13 protein-coding genes are annotated in these 18871 nt (G+C 42.2%); 11 read left to right on the top strand and 2 right to left on the bottom strand.

Features of this window, described 5'->3' with window-relative positions:
* The first annotated feature begins 15 nt into the window (after positions 1-15).
* From JKG64_RS20275 to JKG64_RS20255, 5 genes are all read left to right on the top strand, one after another.
* Positions 16-1461 carry a complex I subunit 4 family protein gene (locus JKG64_RS20275; protein ID WP_210356091.1) on the top strand — a complete coding sequence of 482 codons (1446 nt, stop codon included), beginning with the start codon at positions 16-18 and terminating at the stop codon, positions 1459-1461.
* A 22-nt stretch (positions 1462-1483) separates the two neighbouring features.
* A complete protein-coding gene (locus tag JKG64_RS20270; RefSeq protein ID WP_210356090.1) occupies positions 1484-2869 on the top strand; it encodes an NADH-quinone oxidoreductase subunit N in 1386 nt (461 codons plus the stop codon).
* A gap of 140 nt (positions 2870-3009) precedes the next feature.
* Positions 3010-5538, top strand: coding sequence for a DUF5686 family protein (locus JKG64_RS20265; RefSeq protein WP_210356089.1), 2529 nt, complete (start codon positions 3010-3012; stop codon positions 5536-5538).
* A 4-nt stretch (positions 5539-5542) separates the two neighbouring features.
* Positions 5543-6319, top strand: a complete 777-nt coding sequence (locus JKG64_RS20260; RefSeq protein ID WP_210356088.1) for an enoyl-CoA hydratase-related protein — start codon at positions 5543-5545, stop codon at positions 6317-6319.
* Positions 6320-6355: 36 nt separating this feature from the next.
* The gene (locus JKG64_RS20255; protein ID WP_246512711.1) at positions 6356-7405 is read left to right on the top strand and encodes an AI-2E family transporter; all 1050 of its coding nucleotides are present in this window, start codon (positions 6356-6358) and stop codon (positions 7403-7405) included.
* A gap of 2 nt (positions 7406-7407) precedes the next feature.
* Here JKG64_RS20255 and JKG64_RS20250 read toward each other — a convergent pair whose 3' ends face one another.
* Entirely contained in the window at positions 7408-8046 is a 639-nt protein-coding gene (locus tag JKG64_RS20250; RefSeq protein WP_210356087.1) for a 4'-phosphopantetheinyl transferase family protein, read from the bottom strand.
* A gap of 194 nt (positions 8047-8240) precedes the next feature.
* Here JKG64_RS20250 and dcd point away from each other — a divergent pair, with 194 nt between their 5' ends.
* Positions 8241-8777, top strand: a complete 537-nt coding sequence (gene dcd, locus JKG64_RS20245; RefSeq protein WP_210356086.1) for a dCTP deaminase — start codon at positions 8241-8243, stop codon at positions 8775-8777.
* A gap of 9 nt (positions 8778-8786) precedes the next feature.
* Here the strand turns inward: dcd and prfB are convergent.
* A protein-coding gene (gene prfB / locus JKG64_RS20240) for a peptide chain release factor 2 (RefSeq protein WP_210356085.1) occupies positions 8787-9870 on the bottom strand; the annotation gives its coding sequence in 2 pieces (ribosomal slippage) (positions 8787-9809 and positions 9811-9870; 1083 coding nt in all).
* A 131-nt stretch (positions 9871-10001) separates the two neighbouring features.
* On the opposite strand from prfB, the gene pgi reads away from it, so the two are divergent.
* The 5 genes from pgi (at position 10002) to JKG64_RS20215 (ending at position 18863) form a co-directional block, all read left to right on the top strand.
* Complete coding sequence (gene pgi, locus JKG64_RS20235; RefSeq protein WP_210356084.1) at positions 10002-11648, top strand: glucose-6-phosphate isomerase; 1647 nt, start codon at positions 10002-10004, stop codon at positions 11646-11648.
* A 184-nt stretch (positions 11649-11832) separates the two neighbouring features.
* Positions 11833-12387 carry an RNA polymerase sigma-70 factor gene (locus JKG64_RS20230; RefSeq protein ID WP_210356083.1) on the top strand — a complete coding sequence of 185 codons (555 nt, stop codon included), beginning with the start codon at positions 11833-11835 and terminating at the stop codon, positions 12385-12387.
* Between the two features lie 100 nt (positions 12388-12487).
* Positions 12488-13624: a FecR family protein gene (locus JKG64_RS20225; protein ID WP_210356082.1), complete on the top strand. Its 1137-nt coding sequence runs from the start codon at positions 12488-12490 to the stop codon at positions 13622-13624.
* A gap of 230 nt (positions 13625-13854) precedes the next feature.
* Positions 13855-17388, top strand: a complete 3534-nt coding sequence (locus JKG64_RS20220; protein ID WP_210356081.1) for a SusC/RagA family TonB-linked outer membrane protein — start codon at positions 13855-13857, stop codon at positions 17386-17388.
* 11 nt (positions 17389-17399) lie between these two features.
* Positions 17400-18863 carry a RagB/SusD family nutrient uptake outer membrane protein gene (locus JKG64_RS20215; protein WP_210356080.1) on the top strand — a complete coding sequence of 488 codons (1464 nt, stop codon included), beginning with the start codon at positions 17400-17402 and terminating at the stop codon, positions 18861-18863.
* Positions 18864-18871 lie beyond the last annotated feature (8 nt).

Raw genomic sequence — 18871 nt, 5'->3', positions numbered from 1 at the left:
TAATCGAAGTAATCCATGAATAACCTATTTATACTGCTGTTACTCCCTCTTGTAAGTGCTCTTGTTTTAGCATTTGTGAAGTCTTCGTCTTCTGCCAAGTGGGCTGCTTTGGGATTGTCTGTGCTCCAATTGGTATTGACTGTTCCTTTTTTATGTCAATTCGTTCCTGATGCCAGTATTCAATTTGAACAATCGTATGATTGGATACCACGGTTAGGGATAAAATTCCATATTGGTTTGGATGGTATTAGTCTCCCCTTGGTTCTCCTGACCAATGGATTGATACCATTGATTATCCTCTCGACCTTTGGTAAAACGCTTAAAGGAAACTTTTATGCCTTGGTGTCTTTTATGCAGGCGGGTTTACTTTTGGTCTTTGTTGCGCTAGACGCATTTTCTTTCTATGTCGGATGGGAAGTTGCATTGATTCCAATTTATTTTATCTGCGCACTTTGGGGTGAGGGGGATCGAATCCGAGTGAATCTAAAATTCTTTATCTACACTTTTTTCGGGTCGCTGTTGATGCTTGTTGCAATCCTTTATCTGTACCAACAGACAGCAACAAAAGATTTCGAATGGAGTTCTTTTGCTGCACTCGATCTGCACGATAGCACACAACGTTGGATTTTTTGGGCTTTCTTTATTGCTTTTGCAGTTAAGATTCCTATTTTTCCTTTTCATACATGGCAACCAGATACCTATACCAATGCGCCGACAGCAGGTACAATGTTGCTTGCAGGGATTATGCTCAAGATGGGAACATTTGGTCTGGTTCGTTGGTTGATTCCGATTGCCCCACTGGGGGTTGCCGCTTATGGGCAGATGGCGTTGATATTATGTATTATAGGCGTTGTTTACGCTTCTCTTATTGCTTTTAAACAGCAGGATACAAAACGTCTTATTGCTTACTCTTCAATTGCGCACGTGGGATTGATTGGTGCCGGTATTTTTGCTTGGAATCAAGAAGGTTTGCAGGGCGCATTGATGCAGATGGTCAATCATGGTATCAGTGTGATAGGTTTGTTTTTTGTGTTGGATATTATAGCGCAACGGACGGGTACCCGCACACTGAAAGAGCTCGGTGGTCTGGCTGAACGTATGCCTAAGCTGGCTATATTCTTCTTGATCATTATTATGGGGGCCGTGGGATTACCATTGACGAACGGTTTTATTGGAGAGTTCTTGCTCCTTAAAGGTGTTTATGGTGTAGGGTTACTCTATGCCGTGTTTGGTGGGTTGACGTTGATTTTTGGAGCGGTGTACATGCTTCGACTATTTCAGCGTACAATGCTGGGGACCGGCTCTAAGTCGAATAATGCTGTTACCGATATCAAAGGGCATGAAATTGTGGTGCTGTTTATTGTGGCTGTGGTTGTATTGTATTTAGGGGTGTTCCCGAATGGGTTATTACATTTATCAGAGGCGTCTGTGACACAACTGTTAGAGCAAGTTAAATTTTAAAGCAAGTATAAGTTAATAGATTATGGCTGCGATTATTACGCTTTCGTTATTAGGGATTTTAGTATTGTATTTGGGGTTGTTCAAAGCTAAATCAGCTTTATTGCCTGTTACACTTATCGGTTTGCTGGTCGCATTAGGATGTGAGCTTGCTTTATGGGGTGGAGATGCAAAACCTATATATAGTGGAATGGTTGTCTTTGACAATTTTGCGCTTGCATTTTCGATATTGTGTATCGTCACGACAGGTTTGATATTGTTGCTCTCCAAGGCCTACTTCAGTTCCATTAGTAACAATGTTGCCGAGTACTACTGTCTGATCCTCTTCTCTTTGACGGGAGCATTGATGGTGAGTGCTTATCATAATTTTGCGATGCTTTTTATCGGTATTGAAGTGATGTCGGTGGCATTGTATATTTTGGTTGGAATTCGAAAAACTGATTTTGGATCCAACGAAGCTGCGTTGAAATACTTCTTGATGGGCGCATTTTCCACAGGATTTTTATTATTTGGCATCACTTTGCTTTACGGTGCTACAGGTACTTTTGATATTACAGGGGTACGGGAGTATCTAATAGCCAATCCTCAACAGATTTCTCCTTATTTTTATGGGGGAGTTTTATTGTTACTGATCGGACTTTGTTTTAAAGTTGGTGCAGCTCCATTCCATTTTTGGACACCTGACGTTTACGAGGGAGCGCCAATATTGATTACGAGCTATATGAGTACAGTAGTCAAGGTAGCTTCCTTTGCAGGATTCTTACGTTTGTTTGGCTATGTATTTGTGCCGTTGCATGATTTTTGGCCCCCCGTTCTGTTGATTGTTATTATTATTACCTTGTTTATTGGTAATATCACGGCGATGATGCAGGCTAGTTTTAAGCGTATGTTAGCTTACTCTAGTATTTCACATGCAGGTTATATGCTTTTCGCAATTGTTGCATTGGGAGCGACGTCTACGTCCAGTATTTTCACTTATGCCATAGCATACTCTTTATCCTCTGTTGCAGCCTTTGCGGGGCTTATTCTTGTAAAGCGGGCTAAAGGTTCAGATCAGTTTGTTGCATTTAATGGGCTGGGAAAAACGAATCCATTTCTGGCTTTTGTGATTACCGTTGCTATGCTGTCTTTGGCCGGGATTCCCCTGACCGCAGGATTTATCGGTAAGTTTATGATGTTCAATACGGTAATGCAAGATTACCATATTGTTTTACTTCTTTTGGCGGTGGTAAACGCCGCAATCGGTGTTTTCTATTATCTTCGTGTAGTGGTGCATATGTACTTCAAAACAGCGGAAGATGAAGGAGGTGCTATCGTGCTCCCGTTAAGCTTCAAGGTTGTGTTGGCTACAACAGTAGCACTTACCCTGTTGATCGGTCTTTATCCCGATTGTATTATTGGACTGTTATAGTTGTTTTATAAATTTATCATAAAAGCCCTTTTTTAAGGGCTTTTTGTTTTTCTAGCGAATCGGTATTGCGTAGGACCTATTTTTTCGTGCTATGTGCTTTGAACTTTGGACACAAGTTGTATCTTTATAAAGGACCATAGATGTTTATGAGAAGAGCGGTAATGCTAATTAGCAGACATGTTGCGCTTTATATTGTAATGCTGCTGTCGATTGTACCGACTCTGGCACAGACCTCATTACGGGGAGAGGTGCGTGACGCAGGTAATAAACGTGCGATTGCCGGAGCAAGTATACAGTGTGTACAGCATACCGAAGGTACCTCGACGAGTACAAACGGAAGCTTTTACATTAAGCTGGACTCTACGGTCAAGGAGCTTGTATTCTCTGCTGTGGGATATGAAAGTAAGAGTTACATCGTGACTGCAAAAGATAGTACACTGCTTGTATACTTAGAGAAGCAAGACCAAGTGATAGAGGCCGTCGATATCGTCAAAAAGGGGCGCTATAAAAATAATAACCCTGCGACGGAGCTTATTGACCTTGTCATACAGAATAAGCGTAAAAATCGACTTGCCCAAAAGGATAGCCTGTATTTTCAACAGTACGATAAGATTAAATTCGGAATGGTCGACCCTAAGCCAGGATTTAAGTCGAGGCTAGGGGATATGAGTTTTTTCTTTAAGGACGTGGACACCACTTCTTTGCCGGAGCATGAGTTGTTGACCCTCTATCTGCAGGAGGATATCTCAGACAACTATATTAGGCAACAACCGGCGCGGAACAAGAGAATCATCCGTAATCAAAGCAAAACAGAGTTTGATCCCCGGTATGTAAATAATCCTAATATTAGCTCTTATCTAAACTATCTTTTTCAACCAGTGGATATATATGACGAGAGTGTGTTCTTTCTCAATAAATTGTTCTTGAGCCCTATAGCGGATAATGCCAAGCTTTATTACAAGTATTTTCTAGTAGACAGTTTAAGGACCGGCAAGGACATCTTTGTGCGGTTGCGGTTCGAGCCTCGTAATAGCAGTGACCTACTGTTTCATGGTCAGCTACTCGTGTCCTTAGATGGGCGTTATGCGGTAAAAAGCGCCGAATTGAAGGTCGACAAAAGAACAAATATCTCCTGGGTAAATGACTTTAAAATGTCTCTTTCTTATTTTAAGAATTCGGAAGGAGTCATGCTGCAGGATAGTTCCCATATTTTTGTCGTTTTCGGCCGTGGTAAAGTGGATGCACTTTTCGGCGAACGCCGCAGTGTGCAGTATCGATATGATACACATCATGCAATTGCCGATGACGTTTTTTCGGGAGCACCTGTAGAGGTCCGTCTCTCTGCCGAAGAGCAACTTGACAATGTGCGGCCTGTACCGTTAAGTGCCTATGAACAGCGAATATATACCAATGTAGATAGCCTTAACGAGTTAAAGTCTTTTAAATCATTATTAGCGGTGGGCTACCTTGTGGCTCAGGGTTATTTTCCTGTGGGCAAGCTTGAGTTTGGACCACTGGAGTACCTGTATCACATGAATGAAATGGAAGGACAGCGCCTCCGGTTCGGAGGGAGGACTACCTCTGCCTTGTCCGAGAAAGTATATGTGGAAGGGTATCTTGCTTATGGTTTTAGGGATGAGCGGTTTAAGTACTATATGAAAACAGCTGTCGCATTGAATGGAAAATCTGTTGCTACATTTCCCGCCCATTACATGGAGGCCTCCGTACAGCGGGATATATTCGAACCAGGAAAAGCCATTGGGTATCTAAAAGGGGATAGCTTCTTTCGAAGTTTTATTTCCAACAAGCCCACCAAATGGTTAGATACGGAAGCCTATCGGTTAAGGCATGTGTACGAGTTTGGCAATCATCTCAGTGTATCCAGTAGCATCACCCATCAGCGTCGTAATGCGATAGGAGATCTTCGGTTTGCGTTAACAGCAGACAGTACACAGTCATTGTCCAGTATCAATACCAATGACGTAGAGGTCACATTGCGCTGGGCGCCTTTTGAAAAGTTCTACTACCGTAATTTACAGCGGCGTACGATTATAGAAAGCTATCCTGTGTTTAGCTTGCAATATAATAAAGGGATAAGCGGGATATTGGATGCCCAATATAATTATGATGCTCTGCGTTTTTCGGTGTCTAAGCGTTTTTTTATGAATCAGCTTGGTTTTGGTGATATGAAGGTTACTGCTGGCCGTATATGGGGTACATTACCTTATCCATTATTGGAGATGCCGAATATACAGGAAACAAAAGATAGGCATACGATCTCTTACGATATGACCAATTCGATGGAATTCGTGGCGGATAAGTTTGTGAAGCTCTCCTATGATCATGAGCTGAACGGTTTTATTTTAAATAAACTTCCGTTGATTAAAAAACTGCGTTTTCGGGAGATATTCGGAGCACGTATGTTTTATGGTAGGCTAAGCGCTAATAATGACCCTATGTTCAGCGATAAAGTGGTGTATTTTGACAAACATAAAGAGGGATATACTATTACGCATGCGCTACAAAAACACCCTTATTGGGAAGGATATGTAGGACTAGACAATATTTTAAGTATATTTCGGGTGCAATATTATTATCGATTTAACTATCGGGATCACCCCAATATAAGTAACGAACGATTTAAACTATCCTTAAACTTTGATTTTTAATATTATGGAAGCATATCGTACAATTTTAGTAGATCGGGAAGGAAGTACAGCAATTTTAAAAATAAACAGAGAGTCCAAGTTGAATGCATTAAATGCAACGACTCTTTCAGAATTAAGTAATGCATTAGATGTCTTGGCAAAGGACTCTTCCGTACGTGGGATCATCATTACAGGAACCGGGAACAAGGCCTTTATTGCGGGGGCGGATATTCAGGAATTTGTAGGGATGAACGGTGAGGCGGCCGCTCAACTGGCCGCTAAGGGACAACGCGATGTGATGGATAAAATAGAGAACTATTCGAAGCCAATCATCGCTGCGATAAATGGTTTTGCGCTGGGAGGAGGGCTTGAATTGGCGCTATCGGCCCATATACGGGTTGCAAGTTCGACAGCCAAGCTAGGTCTCCCAGAGGTCTCTTTGGGGTTAATCCCCGGGTATGGAGGGACGCAACGCCTACCACAGCTTGTGGGCAAAGGCAAGGCTTTTGAAATGATCATGACAGGTGATATGATTGGTGCAGACGAAGCGTTAAACTACGGCTTAGTCAATCATGTGGTCGATGGGGCAGGGCTTCTGCGTAAATGTACAGAACTGTTAGAACGCATTTATTTGCGGTCACCCCAAGCGATATCCAAAGTAATAAACGCTGTAAACGCCGGCTTCGTAGACTCGAAAGCTGGTTTTCAGCAGGAGATATCACTTTTTGGAGCTTCTTTCGATACAGATGAGGCAAAGGAAGGGATTGAAGCATTTTTAGAAAAAAGGAAGCCTAATTTTTAACGTGCCCCCATTTATTAGAGGTTTAAATGATGATTTATGATTGGTAAAGACGTTTTTTCGCAGAAGGAAAGGAATATTATTATTTTAATAATCATACTCGTATTGGGTGCGATTATTCTGTATGCGATGAAAGGTATTTTTGGAGCGATACTGGGGACAATGGTGATGTATACACTGTTCCGTAATCTCAATATCTTTTTGATTGAACGATGGAAGTGGCCCAAAGCGCTGTCTTCTGTAGTAGTTATCATTATTTCCATCTTTATCATTGTGTTGCCCTTCGTCGGAATCGGGACTATGCTAGTCAATAAGGCATTAGAATTACAGCGAAATCCGGCATGGATCAATGATATCATCAATGCCATCAATACATTTGCGGGAGATAAATTTGGTAAGCCTGATTTTCTCAAAGAACAAATTCAGGCTAGTGCCGCTTATTTTGGAGGTATGCTGACCGTTATTATTGGAGGTGCGGCAAATGCATTCTTGGAGATTTCGGTCATGTATTTCTTGCTCTATTTTCTGTTTGTAAATTACAAAGGATTTGAGAGTAGTCTGATACACTACCTGCCATTCGATGATGAGAATGCGACTGTGTTTGGCGAAGAATTGAAGAATATTACCTATTCGAATATTATCGGACAGACGTTTATTGCTATTGTACAGGGGATTTGTCTGGCTATTGGTTTTTATATTTTTGGAGTTAAGGACGGATTGTTTTGGGGTGTTATCTGTGCTATCTTATCCTTTATTCCCCTGTTGGGGCCCCCGCTGATCTTTGTTCCCGCTGCCGCAATTCTCTTATCTCAGGGAGCAACATGGCAAGGGGTAGGAATGTTGATCTGGGGCTTTGGCCTGGTTATCAATATCGATAATGTACTGCGCCTGATTATTGCTAAGAAAGTCGGAGATATTCATCCGATCATTACTATAGTCGGAGTTATTATCGGTATCCCTTTATTCGGAATCATGGGTTTAGTGTACGGACCTTTGTTGCTTGCGTACTTTCTGATTGCCGTAAAGATCTATAAGGCGAATAAGCGGCTATCACTTCAAAAAAAGCTGTTAGAAGGCAGGCTAGAATAAACCTACCCTACGGCATAGCCTAGCATGTAGTCCTGAAATTGCTCATAGTATACCTGAAAGGATAGATCTTTTCCGTCTTTCTGTAGGTCGAGAGTCATCACGCCTTGGGGCTTATAATTGAACTGGCGTATCGTCATGTCATGCAGAAAAGACACCCCTTTATTGCCCTGCAATTTGTAAACCGCTTCTTTGGCGCACCAGCACGCATATAATTGTAGGATTTCGTGTTCAGGATTAATGAAGGCGAGTTCCTCTGGTTTCAAAAACTTTTCTTTGATCCGGCGTACTTTGTCTTTGACAATTTCGAGATCCATACCACATTCTCCCTTTGTGCTCAACATAACTCCAGCATAGTCAAACGAGTGTGTGAGCGAAATTTTGTAGGGGTAGTCTGGAAGATAGGGCTTGCCGTTGCTATCCGAAGGACAATGTATATATTCTTCTGTCTGTAGGAGGTAGCGTAATAACACACGCGTTGCTAGCCAGTGTAATGTTCGTTTACCTTTGCTGAGGTTCCGTAGACGGTCTTGCTCCGCTTCATCTAGCTGCAATTTGCTCAATAGCTCTTCTGCGGATTCTTCAATCTTCCAGATTGCAAATTTTGTGGTGCTGTCTAATTCTCGGAGGTATACTAAGGCCATGAGTCAAAAGTAAAAAGTAAAATCCAAAAACGGAAAAAAAGATATACCTGTTAAGGTGCTGAGCCTGAATACAAATCTGCTGTATACCATATTTGCTCAGGGATTGGGCTAACTTTGCAAAAAACTTGCTAGATGTCAGGCAATACCGTATTTTTGACGTCCGGCTGGTAGCACCAGCGGTTTGACAATTCTATATGATATTATCGGATACAAGAATATTAGAGGAAATCGAAAACGGATCGATTGTTATCGAACCGTTTGATCGTAAATGTTTAGGGACAAACTCTTACGACGTACACTTAGGCAAGTATTTAGCTACGTATAAAGATGCGTTGCTGGATGCGAAGAAACACAACGAAATTGTTCATTTCGAAATCCCGGAGGAAGGATATGTCCTGGAACCAGGAACTTTATATCTCGGAGTTACCCTGGAGTATACAGAAACTCATGGACATGTTCCTTTTTTGGAGGGAAAATCCAGCACTGGACGTTTAGGTATTGATATACATGCCACAGCGGGCAAAGGGGATGTCGGGTTTTGTAATACCTGGACGTTGGAGATTTCTGTTGCTCAGCCAGTGAGAGTGTATGCGGGCATGCCTATTGGACAGCTGATCTATTTTGTCGTAGAGGGGGATATTGAGACATTCTACAACAGTAAAGGCAATGCAAAATATAATAACAAGACGATTCGTCCTGTCGAGAGTATGATGTGGAAGAATGCTTTTTAGCATTCTTCCCTATCCTCCAAATTCCATTAAGTAAGCTTTTAGGAATTCATCTAGGTCTCCGTCCAACACTGCCTGTGTATTGGAAGTTTCCATATTTGTTCGTAAATCTTTAATTAGTTTATAGGGGTGCAGGACGTAGTTACGGATTTGCGAGCCCCATTCTATCTTTTTCTTAGATCCTTCTATCGCAGCGGTTGCCTCTTGACGCTTGCGCATTTCGATTTCATAGAGCTGAGACTTTAACAAACGGAATGCGTTTTCTTTATTCTGCAGCTGCGATCTAGACTCCTGGTTTTTGATAATAATACCCGTTGGTTTGTGATGTAAGCGCACTGCTGTTTCTACTTTATTCACGTTTTGCCCTCCAGCACCACCGGCTCGGAACGTATCCCATTCTATCTCGGCATCTTTTATGTCGATTTCAATGTTATCGTCTACAAGAGGATACACATATACAGAAGCAAAAGAAGTGTGGCGTTTTGCATTGGAGTCGAAAGGTGAGATACGGACCAGACGGTGTACACCATTTTCCCCTTTTAGGTAGCCATAACCAAAATTACCTGAAAACTGTAAGGTGACGGTTTTTATTCCCGCGACTTCACCTTCTTGATAATCTTGTTCGGACACTTTGTAGCCGTGTTTCTCACCCCACATGATATACATTCGCATGAGCATGGCAGCCCAGTCACAGGATTCTGTTCCTCCCGCCCCGGCGGTTATTTGTAGGATTGCATCCAGTTGGTCTTCCTCAGCGCTGAGCATATTTTTGAACTCAAGCTCTTCGACATTGGTCTGTGCGATCTGATATTGTTCTTCGACATCCTGTTCGCTGGCATCACCTGCCTGAAAAAACTCAAACATAATGCCTAGGTCTTCTACAGAAGCCGCAACCTGATCAAAATGGTCAGTCCATACTTTTAGGTTTTTAATGCCGTGAAGTACTTTCTCTGCGTCTTTCGGTCTATCCCAAAATGTGGGCTGTAATGTGATTTCGGTATCGTTTGCTATCTCTGCTTTTTTTGCATCGATGTCAAAGATGCCTCCTCAGGGAAGTTACTCTATCCCTCAAGTCCTGAATTTGTTCTCTGGTCATGGTTTCAAAGGTAAGGATTAATTGTTAATGGTTGAGGATTAATACGGTGTCGCTGATTAAAAAAAACGATTCTGTATTCGAGAATTTGAGCCATTTTATCTAAGTTTGGAAGTAACAAAAAAAACAGACTTATGTTGCCACATATCAACTTTACCCAGACACAAGCATACAAATACCTAGCGGATCATTATATCTCTATTAATGCTCATACGCTAAAAGACCTTTTTGCTTCAGACCCTTCGCGATTTGAGAAGTTTTCTGTTCGTTTAGAGGACATTCTTTTAGACTATTCAAAGAATAGGATCGATGAGCAGACGATAGCGCTGTTAATGCAATTGGCTAGGGAATGCAAGTTGGACGATGCTATAAAAGCCATGTTTGGGGGAGAGAAGATAAATGTGACCGAAGGCCGTGAAGTACTGCATACCGCATTACGGAGTCAATCCGGAGCGCCTGTTTTGGTCGGTGGTGAAGATGTAATGCCGAAGGTGAAGGCGGTTTTGGCACATATGAAAGATTTTACCAATCGGATTCTTTCTGGCGAATGGAAAGGCTATACCGGACGTGAGATTACAGATGTGGTCAATATTGGTATCGGAGGCTCGGATTTAGGTCCGGTTATGGTCACTGAAGCACTGAAGGCTTATAAAACAAGGCTTAATTTACATTTTGTGTCTAATGTTGATGGAACACATATCGCCGAAACCTTAAAGGACTTAGACCCGGAAACAACATTGTTTCTTATTGCCTCCAAGACCTTCACCACGCAGGAGACGATGGCAAATGCAACATCAGCTAAAGACTGGTTCTTGCAGTCGGGAGCATTACAGGCTGATGTGGCAAAACATTTTGCCGCTTTGAGTACCAATGGAGAAGGGGTGACCGCTTTTGGTATCGATACCGCCAATATGTTCGAGTTTTGGGATTGGGTTGGAGGACGTTACTCGTTGTGGTCTGCAATCGGGCTGTCGATTGCGTTGGGCATAGGTTACGATAATTTTGAACAGCTTTTGGAAGGCGCATATATTGCCGACGAGCACTTTAAAAATACAGAGTTTGAACAGAATATTCCTGTCGTATTAGGGCTGCTGGGGGTATGGTACAATAATTTCTTTGATGCCGAGAGTCACGCAATACTTCCCTATGATCAATACCTACACCGTTTTGCGGCTTATTTTCAGCAAGGCGATATGGAGAGCAATGGTAAATATGTCGACCGTAATGGAGACCGTGTTGAATATCAAACGGGACCTATTATCTGGGGAGAGCCAGGGACAAATGGACAGCACGCTTTTTATCAATTGATTCATCAGGGTACGAAGCTGATACCTTGTGATTTTATCGCTCCGGCAACATCACATAATCCGATCGGTAATCATCATCAGTTGTTATTGTCTAACTTTTTTGCACAGACAGAGGCATTAATGAATGGCAAGTCAGAGGCTGAGGTCGTCGCGGAGCTTGAAAAATCCGGGAAAAGCAAATCGGATATAGATGCGCTGAAAAACTATAAAGTTTTCGAAGGAAATAGACCAACCAATTCCTTTCTGTTGAAAAAAATTACCCCACGTTCGTTAGGGACCCTCATTGCGCTCTATGAGCACAAGATTTTTGTGCAGGGTATTATTTGGAATATCTATAGTTTTGATCAGTGGGGGGTAGAATTGGGTAAACAACTTGCCAGTACTATCTTGCCTGAGCTCAAATCAGAAGAGACAATCAGCAGTCACGATAGTTCGACTAATGGGCTGATCAACCAGTATAAGAGTTGGCGATAAGCTCCTTTTAAAATAAAGACTACTTTTTTGGTAGTCTTTTGTGGGTTGTTTATATTTGTTGTTCCATTTATTGTATTTGGAAGATTATTACTATAAAGTAAGGCACAATGAAGAAAAACAATTTTTGGTGAAGCTTTGTTTTGATTCAGGAAGGAGTGATTGTGCTTTGCCAATAACCTAGTCTATGCAGGGATATTTACGGTTATCAGATGATGAATTGTTGCGGCTTGTCTCTGAAGGAGATGAGGCTGCTTTTAATGTTATTTATCAACGGTATATGCCATTGTTATACATCTATGGCTGTAAAATTGTGCCCGACACAGACGAGGTGAAAGATATTCTACAGGAAGTTTTTACTTCAATCTGGAGTAAGCGAAATCTCCGAATAAACACGTCATTTTCTGCCTACATCTATACCTCGGTGCGTTATAAGCTTTTCGATTATATAGACAAGAAAAAAATCCGGAACGGATATGCCGCCTCTTTGCAGCAATTTATGGAAGAAGGGGAGTGTGTAACGGATAATCAGATTCTGGAGAATGAGTTGAGAAAACAGATAGAACAGGAAATCAATAATCTCCCTCCTAAGATGCGGGAGGTGTTTGTGCTCAGCCGGGAGGCGAATCAATCGTATGAAGAGATTGCTAATCAACTTGATATCTCTCATAATACCGTGAGAAAGCAGATCAGTAATGCGTTGAAAATTATACGCTCGAAGTTTAATATGTTCTTTTTCTAACGGATTCTCTGCCTATTTCTACGCAGTTATATTTTTTTTACTTTTCTTCTACTACTTTTTCTTTTCATAACCTACATAATATAAAACAGCTGAACTTGCTATGTCAAAAAACCATCACGCAGAAGATATTATAGCTCGATATAGACGGGGAGAATGCTCTCCGGAAGAAACGGCTTGGGTGGAGAGTTGGCATTTAATGGAATTGTCTAAACAGAGCAATGCGATCAGCACCGAGAATCTCGAAGAAACGCAGCATATGCTGTTGCAAAGTATATTACGGGAGAAGACTAGCACTCCCGTAGTCTCAAGACGACTCGTTAAGGTCTGGTGGGCTGCCGCTGTATTGATCACTTCTATATTTCTATTTTCGGTTGTGTATTGGAATAGATTACCAGTGACTGAAGAAAGTACCGTAGAGGTGATGGCAATGGATATTAGTCCCGGAAGCAAGAAGGCAACCTTGACCGTAGACGATGGTACGGTGGTTGAGTTGGAAGAGGGAGCGGATTTGGTTGCGGTGAAGGGCAGTGCTATCACCTATGCCGACGGATCTGTCATTGGAGAACCTGTGGCGGATGAATCGAGTGCTGTTTTGCGCTATAATACATTGGTTACACCCAATGGAGGTGAATACCAGATTGTGCTGGGAGATGGGACGAAGGTGTGGCTCAACGCCGCTTCGTCACTTCGGTTCCCGCAACGGTTTTTGGGACATGAGCGTGAGGTAGAGCTTGTGGGAGAAGCTTATTTTGAAGTGGCATCGGATAAATCGAAACCCTTTAAGGTAAAGAGCAAAGGGCAGATCTTAGAGGTGTTGGGGACACATTTCAATGTCACGGCATATGGAGAGGAACGGTCGGTACGGACAGCTCTCTTGGAGGGGGCCGTAAAGGTTTCTTCCGAGTATTCGAAGGAACATGTGGTATTGAGACCCGGACAGCAGAGTATCATCCAGGCCGGAGAGAAAGGTATTACTGTTAATAAAGCGGATAAGGAGTCGGTATTGGCATGGCAGAAGGGGTATTTCTTGTTTGACGATGCCGATCTGGAGAGTATAATGAAACAAGTGGAGCGCTGGTATGATGTAGAAGTTATTTACGCCTCAAAACCCACTGGTAAAACATTTCTTGGTATGGTATCCCGTTCCCGTAATATTTCTGCAGTTCTTAGTGCGCTAGAGAAAGTTGGAAATATTCGATTTAAGATAGATGGAAAGAAGATAACCGTTTTTGGATAAGCGATTTTAGTGATTGATATAAAAACTATAAAAAGATGAAAAGACCACCCTAATGATTCTAGGGAAAAAAGAACCGGATGTGCAGCGAACACATCCGGTATTTTAGGCCCTAATAAAGACTACGTTAACTGACTTTTTAGTATAACCCAAATTAACTCAAATGTATGAATTTTTACTTTGAAAATCAGAGTAAACAGCTACCCTATTTGCCTAATAAAATATTAGCTGTCATGAAATTAATCGTTTTATTCCTTACGATAAGTTTATGCAACGTCCAAGCAGAGGGCTTTGCGCAAAAAATAAATTTAAATGAGCGTAACGTTTCGTTGGAAACCATCATTCGAAAAATCCGTGTACAGAGCGGATACGATTTTATTGGTGACGCCAAATTTATCAAAAGCATTCCTGCAATCTCTGTAAATGTAAAGGATGCAAGTATTAATCAAGCATTGGATGCTGTTTTTGCAACCATACCGATAGAATATAGTATTGATAGAAATATCATAGCATTAAAAAAGAAGAGCTCCCCGATGTTGATACCACTTATTCAACAGGTGCGCTTTATAGGGCGCATTGTAAATGAAAAAGGGGAAGGCCTTGCTGGGGCATCGGTTCGTATTGCAGACACGCAAACGAGTACCAGCACGAATAGTTTAGGAGAGTTTACACTTGTCTCACCATCTCGTTCAGCTACCCTGGTGATTTCCTACCTCGGATACCAACCTTTAGAGCTAAAAGCTAAGGAGAATATGGGGATTATAAAACTGAGCCCTATTGTTTCAGATCTAGAAGACGTGGTGGTAACGGTAAATACAGGTTATCAGACGATGTCCAAAGAGCGGGCTACCGGCTCTTTCAGCCAGGTGGGACAGGAGGTCTTGTCCAAAAGACCCACTTCAAATCTTTCTAGCGCGCTACAAGGAGCGGTGGCAGGGATGCAAGCCAAAGAAAACGCAGATGGGAGCGTTGATTTCTTGATCCGTGGTAATAGTACACTGCATGCTGATAGTAAACCTTTAGTCGTGATTGACGGGTTTCCTGTGGCAAGTAGTAATTTTTCAGATATCAATCCCAACGATGTAGAATCGGTCACTGTATTGAAAGATGCTGCCGCTGCCTCAATTTGGGGGGCGAGGGCTGCCAATGGAGTGATTGTTATTATGACAAAAAAGGGGAAATTGGGTAGCCGGTTGAAGGTGCAAGGGAGTGCTTTTTCGAGAATATCTAATATGCTTGACCTGAATCAGGTCATGACACAGGCTAATTCGGCAGATCATATTGCTTATGAGCGAAAAGCGTTTGAAAACAATTGGGTATTGAGCCCCTATGCAGGATCCTTCGGAGATGTTTCTAAATCGCTAACGTTAGCACAGGAGTTGTTATATGCTAACCAAAACGGACAGATAACAACAGAAGTCATGAACGCCGAACTAGATCGGTTAAGCAAAGTCGATAATCGCGGGCAGATCAAGGAGCATCTTTTACAGAGAGGACTTCTCAATCAGTTCAATGCGAATGTGCAGTCGGGAAGCGATCGGTCGCGTACTTACGCTTCGGTATTATATGAAAATAATAAAGGCAGCTTTAAGAACAACAGCTACGATCGATTTAACTTAAATTTTAACAATGACTTTAAGATTGCGTCCTTTCTGACTTTTAATCTAGGGGCTAATCTACAATATAAAAAACAGGAATACGGGGGGACGAATATTAAGGAAATACAAGAGTTGTCGCCCTACGAGCTTTTGCTCAATCCTGATGGGACTTATGGTACGAACTTGAAGGTATATAATCGAGAACAACTTGGACTTATTCCTTCGGAAAAATTCCCCTATGCTGACTGGTCATACAACCTGTTGCAGGAAGTTCGTGGTCGAAGTTTTACCGAGCAGGGACTGAATGCCCGTATACAGACGGGGCTTAATGCACGGATTATTGAAGGGTTGACCTTTGATACTAAATTTCAATATGAACGTATTAAAACAGACCGAGAGCGTATCTATGATGAGAGTACATTTTATGTGCGTGGTTTGGTAAATAGAATGACAGAATACAACGATGCGACAAAGACCGTTGGTAAATCCTATATCCCTAAGGGAGGTATTCTCAAAAAGGGACTTAGTAGTGTTGAAGATGGTCTAGAAGAGAATGGAGCAGAGGATATTGAAAATTACGTATTCCGCAACCAGCTAAATTTTGATCGTGTGATCGGTGCTGATCACCATATTACGGCTATTGCGGGTATGGAGATTTCGCAGTATACGACTTTGGGCAAAGTGTATCCTACAGTATATGGTTACTATGGAGATAAACTTCAGGCTACGACACCTCCTTATGGTTATGGCAGTTCGGTAGACCAGTTTAAAAACTTTGAAAATAATACAGCTACGGTACCTGGTGCAAATACAGTATTTAAATGGCGCCGTAATAAGTTCGCTTCTTTTTATGGTAACGCGGCTTATACCTATAAGGGGCGGTATACATTATCTGGAAGTATTCGAAGTGATGGTTCCAATTTTATAACGGATGACCCCAAGTTGCGCTGGTCGCCATTATGGTCCGTAGGTGGTAAATGGAATCTGATGAAGGAAGATTTCTTAACAGGGAAGTCCAATATTGACCGCTTAGAAGCAAGGCTCACCTACGGTAAAAACGGTAATATGGAAAATTCCACTTCTACCGCTACTTTATTAAATGTCGGTGGAAGTTTGAATCCGAGTACAGGAACTATTACTGCAACTATTCGGGATAATGGTAATCCTAGTTTGCGCTGGGAGGAGACTACGACGACGAACTTTGGGGTTGATTTTTCATTTTTCAAAAGCAGGTTATTTGGGTCTGTCGATTTCTATCGTAAAAAAGGAACGGGAATTATAGGAAAAATAGCTTTGCCGACGGCAACAGGTACATCTTCCCAAAAGTTTAATAATGCTGAGATCAGTAATAAAGGAATCGAAGTGGTGTTAGGAACGGACCTACAGGTGTCGAGGTTAGTGCGCTACAACACGAGCTTCAACTATGCTTATAATAAGAACAATGTTGATAAGCTGTATAATCCTTCGTTATATGTTTACCAAATGATTGAAGAGAATCCTACCGATCCTTCTTTTGTAGAGAATGTTCCTGTTGGATCGGTATATGCCTTTGAATATCTTGGAATGAAGAATGGGGTGCCACGTGTTGCTGGACCGAATGGTTCTGAGCAATCGTTCAATGATGTTAGTTTGTATAATAGAGGATTGGGAATGCCCTTTCTATCCTACATGGGGACCTCCGTTGCGCCACATACACTAGGCTGGATCAATAATGTGAGTATCGGTGATTTTAATGTGATGTTGGTGCTAGTTGGTAAGTTTGGTGGCGTATACCGTAATCCGGTATTCAATTACGCTTCCACTGTGGGAGGAAACCAGAAAACTTTTGTCAATCAATATGTCTCTGAGGTACTGGCCGGCGATCCAGATGTTCCAGGGTTTGCGGCGCCAAATGAGACAAAATTGTATCTGTGGGATCGTTATGCCAACGCACTGAGCAGTCGTGTGGAAAGTTCTTCCTATCTAGAGGCTAAAGAATTGACGGTTGAGTATACTTTGGCCAACAAATGGACCGAGAATATCAAAATGGATCAGGTCAAAGTATTTCTTCAGACCCGAGACTTAGGATTAATCTGGCAGGCAAATTCACGAGGATATAACCCGGATTGGTTGCCAGGAAGCTACAGACCTGTACAGACCTACACAGTGGGTGTTAATTTTCAATTTTAATGCGTAGAGATATGAATACGATACTAAAAATAAGTTTGATGAGCGGGGTATTTCTGTTTGTGGGTTGTAAGGATTATTTGTCTGAAGAGCCTCAAAAACAGCAAGATATTAAGACCGTAGAGCAGTTGGAAGCATTGGTAGACAATGCGACGGCCTTTGCTTATGAAGCAAGTATAACAGCCACCTACTCGACCGACGATACCGAAATTTCTGCAGAGTTATATAAAAAAAATCCAACCGCTTTTACAGTGGATAATCTGCAGTATTACACGTTCCAGACAACCGGGGTTGAAAACGTAGCTACGGACGGTTTGTGGTCCGGTGAGTTTAAGAAAATATTCACCGCTAATGTTATCTTGAAGAATATAGATAAGGTGTCAGGAAGTGAAGTGGTAAGAAGGAGGGTTAAAGCTGATGCACACTTCATCCGGGCGATGTCCAATTGGATTTTGGTCAATACCTACTGTGCTCCCTACTCGTCTGAAAATATGGACGAGCCTGGGCTACCTTTGAAAAAGACCGTCGATTATGAAGAGTCTTTGAAGCGGACGACACTAAAAGAAACCTATGATTTTATTCTTGCTGATATTGAAGCGGCAAAGGCGGTAGCCGAAGATGATGTGGATCCTCGCCGCTTGTGGCGTGTCAGTCAAAAAGCCATAGCCGCATTTATGAGCCGTTACTACCTGATGATTGGTGATAACGAAAACAGCTTAATTCAGTCCAACCTTGCACTGCAATCGACACGGGCGGGATTGGTTGACTATAAGACTATTGCAGTAGGAAAGTCCGTCTCTTACACGAACCCTAGTGCGGTTTTAAATTTTACAGAATTGAATGATTGGGTAGCGTCTCAGTTCCTGTATTGGAAAGAATTCTATTATACGCGGTATCAATATACAGGAAACCAATGGTTTTTGCCTAGTACAGAGCTGATTGCGCTTTACGATAAGGCGAATGACCTACGATATAAGCATTTTATGATTGAAAACGGAGGACGGCGTTTCTCTGTCGTAACACCTGCCACCTATCGCTATACCGTATTTAGCGATGGACGTTATATCCCGTCGGGACCGTCGGTTGCTGAAGTGCTGCTGAACAAGGCGGAGGTGCACGCGCGTAAGGGCGAAGTGAACGAGGCTATGGCTGCAATCAATACATTGCGCCAAAAGCGTATGTCTACTTATGTCGCTTTGACGGCATCGGATAAGGATGATGCTATCAAAAAAGTGCTGGCGGAGAGGCGTCGTGAGCTTCCATTTGCCATGCGTTGGAATGATATTCGCCGTTTTAGTGTAAATGATTATCCTGGTGATGATGTTGTCGTCAAACGTGACTTTTTTGAAGTGTCAGCTACAGGGGTGGATGTAAACAAGCCGGTGACTTACACGTTGGACAAAAAGCGTTATGCGGCACCTATCAACGGTGTAGAGCTAGATGCAAGTCAGGGGCAGATTGAACAGAATAAGTATTAAAAGATCAT

Origin of the sequence: Sphingobacterium tabacisoli, from assembly GCF_017908035.1 — a bacterium.
Lineage (GTDB): Bacteria > Bacteroidota > Bacteroidia > Sphingobacteriales > Sphingobacteriaceae > Sphingobacterium > Sphingobacterium tabacisoli.
The sequence above is the reverse complement of the archived record's forward strand: the minus strand, read 5'-3'. Positions and strand labels throughout refer to the sequence as shown.

Excerpts from the sequence above, each read along its gene's own strand:
- JKG64_RS20230 (WP_210356083.1), top strand. The coding sequence starts at position 11,833 with ATGCAGGGATATTTACGGTTATCAGATGATGAATTGTTGCGGCTTGTC.
- JKG64_RS20275 (WP_210356091.1), top strand. The coding sequence starts at position 16 with ATGAATAACCTATTTATACTGCTGTTACTCCCTCTTGTAAGTGCTCTT.
- JKG64_RS20255 (WP_246512711.1), top strand. The coding sequence starts at position 6,356 with ATGATTGGTAAAGACGTTTTTTCGCAGAAGGAAAGGAATATTATTATT.
- JKG64_RS20250 (WP_210356087.1), bottom strand. The coding sequence starts at position 8,046 with ATGGCCTTAGTATACCTCCGAGAATTAGACAGCACCACAAAATTTGCA.
- pgi (WP_210356084.1), top strand. The coding sequence starts at position 10,002 with ATGTTGCCACATATCAACTTTACCCAGACACAAGCATACAAATACCTA.
- JKG64_RS20270 (WP_210356090.1), top strand. The coding sequence starts at position 1,484 with ATGGCTGCGATTATTACGCTTTCGTTATTAGGGATTTTAGTATTGTAT.
- dcd (WP_210356086.1), top strand. The coding sequence starts at position 8,241 with ATGATATTATCGGATACAAGAATATTAGAGGAAATCGAAAACGGATCG.
- JKG64_RS20215 (WP_210356080.1), top strand. The coding sequence starts at position 17,400 with ATGAATACGATACTAAAAATAAGTTTGATGAGCGGGGTATTTCTGTTT.
- JKG64_RS20260 (WP_210356088.1), top strand. The coding sequence starts at position 5,543 with ATGGAAGCATATCGTACAATTTTAGTAGATCGGGAAGGAAGTACAGCA.
- JKG64_RS20225 (WP_210356082.1), top strand. The coding sequence starts at position 12,488 with ATGTCAAAAAACCATCACGCAGAAGATATTATAGCTCGATATAGACGG.
- JKG64_RS20220 (WP_210356081.1), top strand. The coding sequence starts at position 13,855 with ATGAAATTAATCGTTTTATTCCTTACGATAAGTTTATGCAACGTCCAA.
- JKG64_RS20265 (WP_210356089.1), top strand. The coding sequence starts at position 3,010 with ATGTTTATGAGAAGAGCGGTAATGCTAATTAGCAGACATGTTGCGCTT.